10 protein-coding genes are annotated in these 11,949 nt (G+C 64.3%); 4 read left to right on the top strand and 6 right to left on the bottom strand.

Translation table 11 applies throughout. The features are described 5' to 3' along the window. The coding region (locus SOM28_RS20485) for an IS1/IS1595 family N-terminal zinc-binding domain-containing protein (RefSeq protein WP_414675185.1) at positions 1 to 384 on the bottom strand (384 nt) is incomplete at its 3' end. A 361-nt stretch (positions 385 to 745) separates the two neighbouring features. Here SOM28_RS20485 and SOM28_RS20480 point away from each other — a divergent pair. Continuing rightward, a complete protein-coding gene (locus tag SOM28_RS20480; RefSeq protein ID WP_320469258.1) occupies positions 746 to 1,363 on the top strand; it encodes a glutathione S-transferase family protein in 618 nt (205 codons plus the stop codon). 29 nt (positions 1,364 to 1,392) lie between these two features. Beyond that, positions 1,393 to 3,459, top strand: a complete 2,067-nt coding sequence (locus SOM28_RS20475) for a 2Fe-2S iron-sulfur cluster-binding protein (RefSeq protein ID WP_320469257.1) — start codon at positions 1,393 to 1,395, stop codon at positions 3,457 to 3,459. A gap of 231 nt (positions 3,460 to 3,690) precedes the next feature. Here the strand turns inward: SOM28_RS20475 and secF are convergent, their stop codons facing one another. The 5 genes from secF to queA all read right to left on the bottom strand — a co-directional run bounded on the left by secF (position 3,691) and on the right by queA (position 9,338). Then, positions 3,691 to 4,713 carry a protein translocase subunit SecF gene (gene secF, locus SOM28_RS20470; protein ID WP_123070223.1) on the bottom strand — a complete coding sequence of 341 codons (1,023 nt, stop codon included), beginning with the start codon at positions 4,711 to 4,713 and terminating at the stop codon, positions 3,691 to 3,693. A 15-nt stretch (positions 4,714 to 4,728) separates the two neighbouring features. After that, positions 4,729 to 6,603, bottom strand: coding sequence for a protein translocase subunit SecD (gene secD / locus SOM28_RS20465; protein ID WP_320469256.1), 1,875 nt, complete (start codon positions 6,601 to 6,603; stop codon positions 4,729 to 4,731). Between the two features lie 54 nt (positions 6,604 to 6,657). After that, positions 6,658 to 7,035 carry a preprotein translocase subunit YajC gene (yajC, locus tag SOM28_RS20460; protein WP_183407461.1) on the bottom strand — a complete coding sequence of 126 codons (378 nt, stop codon included), beginning with the start codon at positions 7,033 to 7,035 and terminating at the stop codon, positions 6,658 to 6,660. Between the two features lie 131 nt (positions 7,036 to 7,166). Then, a complete protein-coding gene (gene tgt / locus SOM28_RS20455) occupies positions 7,167 to 8,306 on the bottom strand; it encodes a tRNA guanosine(34) transglycosylase Tgt (RefSeq protein WP_320469255.1) in 1,140 nt (379 codons plus the stop codon). A 9-nt stretch (positions 8,307 to 8,315) separates the two neighbouring features. Next, positions 8,316 to 9,338: a tRNA preQ1(34) S-adenosylmethionine ribosyltransferase-isomerase QueA gene (gene queA, locus SOM28_RS20450; RefSeq protein ID WP_123070227.1), complete on the bottom strand. Its 1,023-nt coding sequence runs from the start codon at positions 9,336 to 9,338 to the stop codon at positions 8,316 to 8,318. A gap of 105 nt (positions 9,339 to 9,443) precedes the next feature. Between queA and recG the strand changes: the two genes are divergently transcribed. Both recG and SOM28_RS20440 read left to right on the top strand, forming a co-directional pair. Beyond that, positions 9,444 to 11,504 (top strand): ATP-dependent DNA helicase RecG, encoded by a 2,061-nt coding sequence (gene recG / locus SOM28_RS20445; RefSeq protein ID WP_320469254.1) that lies wholly within the window; start codon positions 9,444 to 9,446, stop codon positions 11,502 to 11,504. Between the two features lie 14 nt (positions 11,505 to 11,518). After that, positions 11,519 to 11,914, top strand: coding sequence for a hypothetical protein (locus SOM28_RS20440; RefSeq protein WP_320469253.1), 396 nt, complete (start codon positions 11,519 to 11,521; stop codon positions 11,912 to 11,914). Positions 11,915 to 11,949: the final 35 nt, after the last annotated feature.

Raw genomic sequence — 11,949 nt, 5'->3', positions numbered from 1 at the left:
ACGCCAGCGAAAGGTCGTGTTGGAGTGCACGCCGAGCCGCTTGGCTGCAGAGCGGACCGTGCGGGAATCGAGGACCGTGTCCAGATAATCGAGCCACTTGCCCTTGTGCCTGAGCCGCGCCAGTGGCGTACCCGTCAGGTCGTTGAAGGTGCGGCCGCATGCACAACAGCGAAAGCGTTGCAGGTCGTTAGCGTGACCATGCCGGTGCCAACGCTGGCAGCCGCAATCCGGGCAGCACCGCCCCTTTGACCGGATCTCGCCGATGAGAGCAACCACCCGGTCGAGCCCGGCAGCTGGATGCAGGGCGGTGAGCACCTGCTGACGCTGCGGCTGGTTCAGTTGAGGCAGCTGGGCGAACAGCTTCTCAAACTTCGGTGCTTTCATCGTGCGCTCCCGATCGATGACGACCAGGATTGGACCGCGGGTCAGCTCAGCAGTTCAATGCTCATCCATATCTAACGATAACAGCGCAAAAAAAAACCCGCTCCGTTGCCGGGGCGGGTTGAAGTCCAAAACTAGGGATGTCCTGAAAGAGACGAGTCCATCTTACTGTTGGCAAGGCAGCAGCTCGGTGCGCTGATTCACACTTTGGCATGATTTTTTAACATGTCTGGCATGAGCGATTATTTCGATCAGCGAAATAATCATGTGCCAACAGAGTCATTCCCATCAAATCCATTTGATCCCACACTGCTCCCATGGATCGCGATTGACGCGCTCCATCAACCAACCAGGGATCAACAAAATGAAAATCCATCACCACCCGCTGTCCGGCCATTCCCACCGCGTCGTGTTGTTCGCTTCGCTTCTCGGCGTGCCGCACGAGCTGGTCGAAGTCGATCTCAAGGCCGGCGCCCACAAGAAACCCGCCTTTCTTGCGCTGAACCCGTTCGGCCAGGTGCCGGTGCTGGAAGACGATGGCACGGTCATCGCCGATTCGAACGCCATCCTGGTCTATCTCGCCACCAAGGCTGGCCGTCACGACTGGCTTCCCGTGGACGCGGCCGGCGCCGCGGCCGTGCAGCGCTGGCTGTCGGTGGCCGCCGGAGAAGTCGCCAACGGTCCGGCGGCGGCGCGCCTGATCACCGTGTTCGGCGCCAAGTACCGTGCCGACGAAGTCATCGCCCGCGCCCACGCCCTGCTCGCCCGGCTCGAAAGCCACCTGGCCGGCGGCGACTGGCTGGCCGCCGACCATCCGACCATCGCCGACGTCGCGCTGTACAGCTACCTCGCCCGCGCGCCCGAAGGCAATGTCGACCTGTCCGGCTATCCCGCCGTGCAGGCCTTCCTGCGCCGCATCGAGGCCTTGCCGGGCTTCGTTCCGTTTGTCCAGACGCCGGTCGGCCTCGCCGCCGCCGCATAACGACGGCCCACGCATTGAGAGGAGACGATATGGCCGAACAACTGGAAAAGCTGCCCACCTGGCACGAAGGCGAAAAATTCATCCAGGCGAAATTGGGGGTGGTCGAACGCATGGACATCGTCGGCCGGCGCGTGGTGCGGGATTTCATGCCCGAGCAGCACCGAGACTTCTACGCCCAACTGCCCTTCATCGTGCTGGGCAGCGTGGATGGAAGGGGCGATGCGTGGGCTACTTTTCTTGAAGGCCGGCCGGGCTTCATGTCGTCGCCAACGCGCACCACGCTCGACCTCGCCACCCGTGTGCACCCAGCTGACCCGGCCGCCGAAGGCATGCGCGATGGCGCGCCGGTGGGCCTGCTGGGCATGGAGATGCACACGCGGCGCCGCAACCGCATGAACGGACGCCTAGCGCACACGGATGCTGGATTGCATATCGACGTCGACCAGAGCTTCGGCAACTGCCCGCGCTACATCCAGGTGCGCGAGTTCGCTTTCGAGCGCGAGCCGGGCACCCCGTTCACCGGCCAGGCCGAGCACCTGGCCGTGCTCGACACGGAGGCGCGCGCGCTGATCGCAGGGGCCGACGCCTTCTTCGTCGCCTCCTATGCCGACCGCGCCGAAAGGCGCCAGGTCGACGTCTCGCACCGCGGCGGCAAGGCCGGCTTCGTGCGCATCGCGGACGACGGCACGCTCACGATTCCCGATTTCGACGGCAACCTGTTCTTCAATACGCTGGGCAATATCGTCGTCAATGGCAAGGCCGGGCTGCTGTTCGTCGATTTCGCCAGCGGCGACATGCTGCAGATGAGCGGCGACGCCGACGTCGTGTTCGACTCGCCCGAGATCACCGCCTTCCAGGGCGCCGAGCGGCTGTGGACGTTCAAGCCGCGCCGCATCGTGCGCCGGCGCGCCGGCCTGGCCCTGCGCTGGACCTTCCAGGACGGTGGCTGGTCGCCCAACTCGCTGATGACCGGCGACTGGCAGCAGGCCGGCGAACGCCTGCGCGCAGCCGAGTTCGCCAACCGCTGGCGCAGCCTGAAGGTGGCACGCATCGTCGAGGAAAGCACGGCGATCCGCTCCTTCTACCTGGAACCGGACGACGGCGCCGGGCTGCTGCCGCATCTGGCCGGGCAGCACCTGCCAATCCGGGTCACCTTGCCCGGCGCCGACAAGCCGCTCATCCGTACCTATACCCTGTCGCACGCGCCTTCCGATGGCGGCTACCGGATCAGCGTCAAGCGCGAGAGCCTGGTGTCGCGCTACCTGCATGAGCAGCTGCGCGAAGGCGACGTGATCGAGACCCGCGCACCGGCCGGCGACTTCACGCTCGACATGGCGACCAGCCGGCCGGTGGTGCTGCTGGCCGGCGGCGTCGGCATTACGCCGATGCTGGCGATGCTGCGCCATATCGTCTACGAAGGATTGCGCAAACAAAAGATTCGCCCCACTACCCTGTTCTATGCCGCCCGCTCGAAGGCCGAGCGCGCCTTCGACGGCGAGCTGGCCGAACTGGTCGCCGCCGCCAAGGGCGCCGTCAAGCTGGTGCGCGTGCTGAGCGAACCGGACGAGGCCGGCGAGGGCCAGGACTACGAGGCCGCCGGCCGCATCGACATGGCGCTGCTCGGCCAATACCTGTCCTTTGGCGATTACGCATTCTATCTGTGCGGCCCGCCGGCCTTCAGCCAGGCGATCTATGACGGGCTGCGCGGCTACGGCATCGCCGACAGCCGGATCCATGCCGAAGCCTTCGGGCCGGCCTCGCTGGCGCGCACGCCCGACTGCGCCGCCGTAGCGGCCCCTGTGCGGCTGCCGCCGGCGACGACAACCGTGCCGGTCATGTTCATGGATTCGCTCAAGGAAGCGCGCTGGACACCCGGCAGCGGCACCCTGCTCGAGCTGGCCGAGGCGCGCGGACTGGAACCAGAATTCAGTTGCCGCGAAGGCACTTGCGGAACCTGCCGCACCAAGCTAATCAAGGGAGCGGTGACCTATATCAAGGAGCCTGGCGCGAGCGTGGCGGACGACGAGGTGCTGGTCTGCTGCGCCGTGCCGGCGGCGCAGGCGGATGGCGACGGCGGGCTGCAACTGGCCCTGTAAAGAGCGGCCGCTGGATGCCGCGGACAAAAAAAACCCGCTTCGTTGCGGAAGCGGGTGAAGTCCAAAACTAGGGATGTCCTGAAAGAGACAGTTCCACTATAGGTGGGCCAGCCTGGGCACTCCGTGCGCTGCCACACACAACACTGTGAAATTCGTCGCGCAACCGCGTCACATCAAACAAAATGCCGCCGCGGCAAGCCGGGGCGGCATTTTTCATGCGGAGCGGGTAGCTTAGACCACCGCGCCGTCGGTCTCGTCTTTTTCCTTGATCGGCTTGATCAAGTCTTCGCGCTTGACGCCCAGCCACATGGCCACGGCCGCCGCCACGAACACCGACGAATACACGCCGAACAGGATGCCGATGGCCAGCGCGATCGCGAAGTAGTGCAGCGCGTAACCGCCGAAGAACAGCATCGACATCACCATCATCAGGGTCGAGCCGTGGGTGATGATGGTGCGCGAGATGGTGCTGGTGATCGCGTGGTCAATGACCTCCGACGTCGACATCTTGCGCTGCTTGCGGAACATCTCGCGGATCCGGTCGAAGATGACGACCGATTCGTTGACCGAGTAGCCCAGCACCGCCAGCGTTGCCGCCAGCACCGTCAGCGAGAATTCCCACTGGAAGAAGGCGAAGAAGCCCAGGATGATGACCACGTCGTGCAGGTTGGCGACCACGGCGGCGACAGCGAATTTCCATTCGAAGCGGATCGCCAGGTAGATCATGATGCCGAGGATGGTCATGATCAGCGCGTTCATGCCGTTCTGGGCCAGCTCGTCGCCGACCGACGGGCCGACGAACTCGACCCGCTGCAGGCTGATCAGCTCTTCGCCGGACGCCTTGGCGCAGCTGGTGTGGTTGATCACCTCGCCTTTTTCGGTCGTGACCTGGCTCTGCTTCGGCGCACCGCCGTCGGCGGCGCAGATGGCGTTGAAGACGCGGGCCGAGGTGCCGGCCGCTTCCGCGCCTTCCAGGATCGGCAGGCGCAGCATGATGTCCTGGGCAGTGCCGAAGCTGGCCACCTCAGGGTGCGAATAGCCCATGCCGCGCAGCGTGTCGCGGATCTTTTCCTGGTTGGCCGCATGCGGATAGCGCAACTCCATCACGGTGCCGCCGGTGAACTCCACCGAGAAGTTCAGGCCTTTGCTGAACAGGAAGAACACCGCCAGCAAGAACGTAATCACCGAGATCGCATTGAGGATCAGGGCGTGGCGCATGAACGGGATGTCCCGTTTGATCTTGAAAAATTCCATGTCAGTCTCGAGTCCTTACTTCTTGGTAGGCGACATGCCCGGTTGCCAGACCGTGCCGATCGAAATCTTGGTCAGTTTCTTCTGGCGGCCGTACCACAGGTTGGCGAAACCGCGGGCCACGACGACGGCCGAGAACATCGAGGTCAGGATGCCCAGGCAGTGCACCACGGCAAAGCCGCGCACCGGACCGGAACCGAAGATCAGCAGCGCCAGGCCGACGATCAGGGTGGTCACGTTGGAGTCGACGATGGTGTCCCAGGCGTGCTTGGAACCGGCCGCGATCGCCGCCTGCGGCGGCGCGCCGCCACGCAGTTCTTCACGGATGCGCTCGTTGACCAGCACGTTGGAGTCGATCGCGACGCCCAGCGCCAGCGCGATTGCGGCGATACCCGGCAGGGTCAGGGTGATGCCCAGGATCGACAGCAGGGCCAGCAGGAACAGCACGTTGGCCGCCAGCGCCAGCGCCGAGAACACGCCGAACAAGTGGTAGTAGACGATCATGAAGACCGCGATCGCCACGAAGCCCCAGATGGTCGAGTGCAGGCCGCGCTCGATGTTCTCGGCGCCCAGTTGCGGGCCGATCACGCGTTCCTCGACGAATTCCATCGGCGCCGACAGCGCGCCCGAGCGCAGCAGCAGGGCCAGCTCGTTGGCGTCCTGCGAGGTGCCCATATTGGTGATCTGGAAGGTCGAACCCAGTTCACTCTGGATGGTCGGCGCCGACAGGACGTTGTACACGCCCTTCTCTTTCAGCAGGATCGCCATGCGCTTGCCGACGTTGTCGCGGGTGGCCTGGCGGATGCGGCGGCCGCCGTCGCCGTTCAGATCGAGCGAGACGGCCGGCTGCTGGTTCTGGTCGAAGCTGGCGGTGGCGCTGGCGATGTATTCGCCGGTCAGGATGATGTCGCGCGACAGCACGACCGGGGCGCCGCGGCCTTCGGTGAACAGTTCGGAATTGAGCGGGATGGCGGCCGACAGCTCGGTGCCCGGGGTCACGGTCGAATCGACCATGCGCAACTCGAGGGTCGCGGTGCGGCCGATGATGTCCTTGGCGCGCGCCACGTCCTGCACGCCCGGCAGCTGGACCACGATGCGGTCGGCGCCCTGCTGCTGGATGATCGGCTCGGTGGTGCCCAGCTCATTGATACGCTTGGACAGGGTCACGATGTTCTGCTTGACGCCGTCTTCGACACTTTGCTTGATCGCGTCGGGCTTGAGGCTGACGACCAGCTTCTGGTCGGCGCCGTCGGCGGCCTCGGCGAAGTTCAATTCGTTCGAGCGGGTGGTCAGCACTTTGCGTGCGGCAGCGCGGGTCGCGGCATCGCGGAAGCGCACTTCGATGGTGTCGCCCACGCGTTCGATGCCGGCATGGCGCACGTTCTCGTCGCGCAGGTTGCTGCGCACGCTGGCCTGCAGCGCCTTGACCTTGTTCTCGACCACCGCCTTGGTGTCGACCTGCAGCAGGAAGTGCACGCCGCCGCGCAAGTCGAGGCCGAGGCTCATCGGACCGGCGCCGATTTTTTCCATCCAGGCCGGGGTATTGGTGACCAGGTTGACGGTGACGATGTAATCGGGGTTGGCCGGGTCGCGGTTCAATTCGCGTTCCAGGGCCAGCTTGGCCTTGAACTGCTCTTCGGTGCCGGCGAAGCGCGCGCGCACCGAGGTGCTGTGGCCCGTGCCTTCGAGGCTGACGCCGGTGGAAGGAATGCCGGCACGCTTGAGCGCATCCTCGACCAGGGTGGTGGTGGCGCTGGTGATGTTCAGGGTCGAACGGCCCGATGTCACCTGCAACGCCGGCGTTTCGCCGAAGTAGTTAGGCGCCGTGTACAACGCGCCTAGCAACAGCGCGATGACGATCATTAGGTATTTCCAGACGGGATAGCGGTTCATAGTGTTCCGGCATTCAGGTTGGCAGTGCGGCGCGCGGCCGCACAGGACTTGCTATTACAGGGCCTTCAGGGTGCCCTTCGGCAGCAGGGTGGTCACTGCGTTTTTCTGCACGGTGATTTCAGTGCCTGGAGCGATTTCCAGAGTGACGTAGCCGTCGATCACTTTCGAGACGCGGCCGACGATGCCGCCGGCGGTCACGACTTCGTCACCCTTGGTCAGTGCATCCATCATCGCTTTCAGCTCGCGCTGGCGTTTCTGCTGAGGACGGATCATCAGGAAATACATGACCACGAACATCAGGATCAGCGGCAGGAAGGTCGTCAGGCTGCCCATGATGCCTGGGTCAGCGGCGGCGGTTTGCGCGTAAGCGTTGGAAATGAACACAAGAACTCCGATTGTGAAGTTAAAAAAATAAGCGGTGTATTCTAGCATCGGCTAGACACCGAAAACCAAATCTGGCAATAGGTAATCTTGCTTTTCAGTATTGCAAGAGCCAGCTAGAAATTTAGCCCGGGGCAGCAGCGTCAATACGATGCTGCCCCGCTCAGCGAGTAAGCAAGCGCTTACACGCCGCGCGCGCGGCCCGCATTGAACTCGATGCGGAACTCGTTGAAACGGTCGGCATCGATGGCGTCGCGCATTTCCTGCATCAGCTTGAGGTAGTAATGCAGGTTGTGGATGGTGTTCAGGCGGGCGCCAAGGATCTCGTTCGAGCGGTGCAGGTGATGCAAGTAAGCGCGCGAGAAATTCTTGCAGCAATAGCAGTCGCAGCTCTCGTCCAGCGGCGCCTGGTCGTCCTTGTAACGCGCATTCTTGATCTTGACGTCGCCGAAGCGGGTGAACAGCCAGCCATTGCGCGCGTTCCGGGTCGGCATCACGCAGTCGAACATGTCGACGCCATTCGCCACGCCGTCGACCAGGTCTTCCGGCGTGCCGACACCCATCAGGTAGTGCGGCTTGTTCTCGGGCAGGCGCGGGCCGACGTGGGCCAGGATGCGCTTCATGTCCTCTTTCGGCTCGCCCACCGACAGGCCGCCGATCGCCAGGCCCGGGAAATTAATGTCTTCCAGGCCGGCCAGCGACTCGTCGCGCAGGTGCTCGTACATGCCGCCCTGGACGATGCCGAACAGCGCGTTCGGGTTTTCGCCGCCGGTGAATTCGTTCATCGAGCGCTGGGCCCAGCGCAGCGACATGCGCATCGACTTGGCCGCTTCTTCTGCGGTGGCCGGACGGCCGTCGATTTCATAAGGCGTGCACTCGTCGAACTGCATCACGATGTCCGAGTTCAGCGCGCGCTGGATCTGCATCGAGATCTCGGGCGACAGGAACAGTTTCGAGCCGTCGATCGGCGAGGCGAACTTGACGCCCTCTTCCGTGATCTTGCGCATGGCGCCCAGCGAAAACACCTGGAAGCCGCCGGAATCGGTCAGGATCGGCTTGTCCCAGCCCATGAACTGGTGCAGGCCGCCGAACTTGTTCATTACGTCCACACCGGGACGCAGCCACAGGTGGAAGGTGTTGCCGAGGATGATTTGCGAGCCGACTTCCTTGAGTTCGACCGGGTCCATCGCCTTGACCGAACCATAGGTACCGACCGGCATGAAGATCGGGGTTTCGATGGTGCCGTGGTTCAGTTTCAGGCGGCCGCGGCGGGCGTGCGACAGGCCGCTGGTGTCTTTTTTGAGCAGGGTAAATTCAAGCATCGTGTGTCTTTAACGTGAAGTAGTCGTCAGCAGCATGGCGTCGCCATAGCTGAAGAAGCGGTATTCATTGGCGATCGCGTGGGCATAGGCCTTGCGGATCGGGGCATAGCCGGCGAAGGCCGACACCAGCATCAGCAAGGTCGACTTGGGCAGGTGGAAGTTGGTGACCAGGCGCGAGACCGTCTTGAAGGTGTAGCCGGGCGTGATGAACAGCGCGGTATCGGCGCTGCCGGCTTGCAGTTCGCCGCTTTGCGAGGCCGATTCCAGCGCGCGCAGGCTGGTGGTGCCGACGGCGACCACGTCGCGGCCCGCCGCCTTCGCGGCGCGCACCGCGTCCACCGTCTCTTGCGCAATGGTGTACCACTCGGTGTGCATCTTGTGCTCGCTCAAATCCTCGACCCGCACCGGCTGGAAGGTGCCGGCGCCGACGTGCAGGGTGACGTAGGCGAACTTGACGCCTTTTTGCGCCAACTTGTCGAGCAGGGGCTGGTCGAAGTGAAGGCCGGCCGTCGGCGCGGCAACGGCGCCCGGCTCTTTCGAATACACGGTCTGATAGCGCTGTTCGTCGAATTCGTCGGCGGTGTGCTCGATATACGGCGGCAGCGGCAGGCGGCCGTGGGCTTCGATCAGCTCGAACACGTCGCCCTCGAAATGCAGGGTGAAGAATTCGCCGGCGCGTTCGCCGGTGGTGACGTCGAAGGCGTCGGCCAGGCGGATGCGGTTGCCGGGCTTGGGCGACTTGGAGGCGCGCACCTGGGCCAGCACGGTGCGGTTGTCGAGCACACGCTCGACCAGCACCTCGACCTGGCCGCCGGTTTCCTTGACGCCGAAGAAGCGCGCCTTGAGCACGCGGGTATTGTTCATCACCAGCAGGTCGCCCGGCTGGAGCTGGCCGACGATGTCGGCGAAGTGGCGGTCGGTGATCTGGTCACCGTCGAGCTGCAGCAGGCGCGAGGCGCTGCGATCGGGCAGCGGCAGCTGCGCGATGCGCTCGGGGGGCAGCTCGAAGTCGAAATCGGAAAGCGAGTACATTATTCTCAATTCTGGGAAAATAAGCGCTGCCAGCTTTACAATACAGGCTCCAGCGCTGATGGCGAACCTTCTATTTTACGCCAGCGAGCGCCATTTTGCCGCGATATGCCCGCCTCCAAGACCACAAATCCTCCCAAAACCCTCGAAAGCAAGCTCGCCCGCCTTGGACTGCGCAGCGACATGGACCTGGTATTGCACCTGCCGATGCGCTACGAGGACGAGACCCAGATCGTGTCCATCCGCGAGGCCTGCCTGCGCGGCGGCCACGTTTCGCAGGTCGAAGGCGTGGTGACCAAGAACGAAATCTCGTTCAAGCCGCGGCGCCAGCTGCTGGTGACCATCGCCGACGAATCAGGCGATTTGCTGCTGCGCTTCATGAATTTCTATGGCAGCCAGGTCAAGCAGATGGCCGAAGGCGTGCGCATCCGTGCTCGCGGCGAACTGAAACACGGCTTCTTCGGGGCCGAGATGGTGCATCCGCAATACAAGGTCGTCAACGAAGGCGCACCGCTGCCTTCCTCGCTCACGCCCGTGTATCCGGCCGGCGAAGGCCTGTCGCAGACAGTGCTGCGGCGCGCGATCGCCGATGCGATGAAGCGGATCGACTGGAGCGATACCGTCCCCACGGGCATCCGCGCCAAAATGGGCTTGATCGACTTCGAGCCGGCCGTGAAGCTGCTGCACTATCCGCCGGCCGACGTCGACGAACACGCGCTGGGCGAAAAATCGCATCCGGCCTGGGAGCGCATGAAGTTCGACGAGCTGCTGGCGCAGCAGCTGTCGCTCAAACGGGCGCAGCGTGCGCGGCGCGAAAAAGGCGCGCCGCACTTGCGCGCAGTGGGCAAGCTGTCGGAAGCCTTCCTGAAAGGTTTGCCGTTTGCGCTCACCGGCGCCCAGCAGCGCGTGGTCGAAGAGATCCGTGCCGACCTGCGCGAGGGCTATCCGATGCAGCGCCTGCTGCAGGGCGACGTCGGCAGCGGCAAGACCGTGGTCTCGGCGCTGGCCGCGGCGCAGGCGATCGACAGCGGCTACCAGGCGGCGCTGATGGCGCCGACCGAGATCCTGGCCGAGCAGCACTTCAGGAAGATCGCGGCCTGGATGGAGCCGCTCGGCGTGAAGGTCGCCTGGCTCACCGGCAGCCTCAAGAAAAAGGAAAAGGCCGCGTCGAACGAGTTGATCGAGTCGGGCGAGGCGAACCTGGTGATCGGCACCCATGCGCTGATCCAGGACACGGTGCAGTTCGCGAAACTGGGCCTGGTGATCGTCGACGAACAGCACCGCTTCGGCGTCGGCCAGCGCCTCACCCTGCGCAACAAGGGCAGCGACGGCCTGGTGCCGCACCAGCTGATGATGTCGGCCACCCCGATCCCGCGCACGCTGGCGATGACGTATTACGCCGACCTCGAAGTGTCGGTGATCGATGAACTGCCGCCTGGCCGCAGCCCGATCGTTACGCGCGCGATCGACCAGATGCGGCGCGACGAGGTGATCGAGCGCGTCTACGCGGCGGCGCTCGAAGGCCGGCAAGCGTACTGGGTCTGCCCGCTGATCGAGGAATCCGAGGCCCTGCAATTGCAGACCGCGACCGAGACTTACGAAACCCTGGCCGAATCGCTGCCCGAGCTGCAGGTGGGGCTGGTGCATGGCCGCATGAAGCCGGCCGAGAAGCAGGAAGTGATGGATGCCTTCACGGCCGGCGAGGTGCACGTGCTGGTGGCGACGACCGTGATCGAGGTCGGGGTCGACGTGCCGAATGCCTCGCTGATGGTGATCGAGCATGCGGAACGCTTCGGCCTGTCGCAGTTGCACCAGTTGCGCGGACGCGTGGGGCGGGGATCGGCGGCCTCGGTGTGCCTGCTGCTGTACCAATCGCCGCTGGGCCAGGTGGCCAAGCAGCGTTTGATGACGATGCGCGAGACCACCGACGGCTTCGAGATCGCGCGGCGCGACCTGGAGATCCGCGGGCCGGGAGAGTTTTTGGGCGCGCGCCAGTCGGGCCAGGCGATGCTGCGCTTCGCCGACCTGGAGCTCGATGGCTGGCTGGTCGACCGCGCGCGCGATGTGGCGCAGTATCTGCTCGACGGCGAAAAGCCCGAGAAGATCGCGGTGGTCGATGCGCACCTGGCGCGCTGGCTGGGTGGGCGCGAGGAATTCCTGAAGGTCTGATGGAGAGACGAACGATGAATACGGAACAGGCATTGACGATCGATGAACTGCGTGCCCTGGCCTCGGCCTCGGTGACAGACAGCTGCGCATGCGAGATCGCGAGTTACCCCGGGTGGACGCGTACGCCGGTGTCGTTCCCGCAGGCGCAGATGCGCCCGGCCGGCACGCTGGCCGGCGATCCCTACGCCGAGCCAACCTTCGCCGAATACCATCCGCACGGGACCAATTACTGGTCGCCGGATGCGCCGATCGCCATCCACTATTTTCCCTACAACCGCTGCGCGGTCCAGCAATGCAGCGTGTGCCTGCGCTACTGCCTCAGCTATGTGGAAGCGGGCGGCTACTACGTCGAGCCGCGCATCCGCGCGCTCGATGTGCGGCATATCGTGGATGCGCCGGTGGTCAAATAGGCGCCGTGACAATCGGTTAGAAATTTCACCCCCGA

It is taken from the genome of Massilia sp. CFBP9026 (assembly GCF_034045165.1).
GTDB classification, from domain to species: domain Bacteria; phylum Pseudomonadota; class Gammaproteobacteria; order Burkholderiales; family Burkholderiaceae_D; genus Telluria; species Telluria arenae.
The sequence above is the reverse complement of the archived record's forward strand: the minus strand, read 5'-3'. Positions and strand labels throughout refer to the sequence as shown.

Coding starts and splice junctions, on each gene's coding strand:
- SOM28_RS20440 (WP_320469253.1), top strand. CDS start 11,519: ATGAATACGGAACAGGCATTGACGATCGATGAACTGCGTGCCCTGGCC.
- queA (WP_123070227.1), bottom strand. CDS start 9,338: ATGTACTCGCTTTCCGATTTCGACTTCGAGCTGCCCCCCGAGCGCATC.
- SOM28_RS20480 (WP_320469258.1), top strand. CDS start 746: ATGAAAATCCATCACCACCCGCTGTCCGGCCATTCCCACCGCGTCGTG.
- yajC (WP_183407461.1), bottom strand. CDS start 7,035: ATGCTAGAATACACCGCTTATTTTTTTAACTTCACAATCGGAGTTCTT.
- tgt (WP_320469255.1), bottom strand. CDS start 8,306: ATGCTTGAATTTACCCTGCTCAAAAAAGACACCAGCGGCCTGTCGCAC.
- secD (WP_320469256.1), bottom strand. CDS start 6,603: ATGAACCGCTATCCCGTCTGGAAATACCTAATGATCGTCATCGCGCTG.
- secF (WP_123070223.1), bottom strand. CDS start 4,713: ATGGAATTTTTCAAGATCAAACGGGACATCCCGTTCATGCGCCACGCC.
- SOM28_RS20475 (WP_320469257.1), top strand. CDS start 1,393: ATGGCCGAACAACTGGAAAAGCTGCCCACCTGGCACGAAGGCGAAAAA.
- recG (WP_320469254.1), top strand. CDS start 9,444: ATGCCCGCCTCCAAGACCACAAATCCTCCCAAAACCCTCGAAAGCAAG.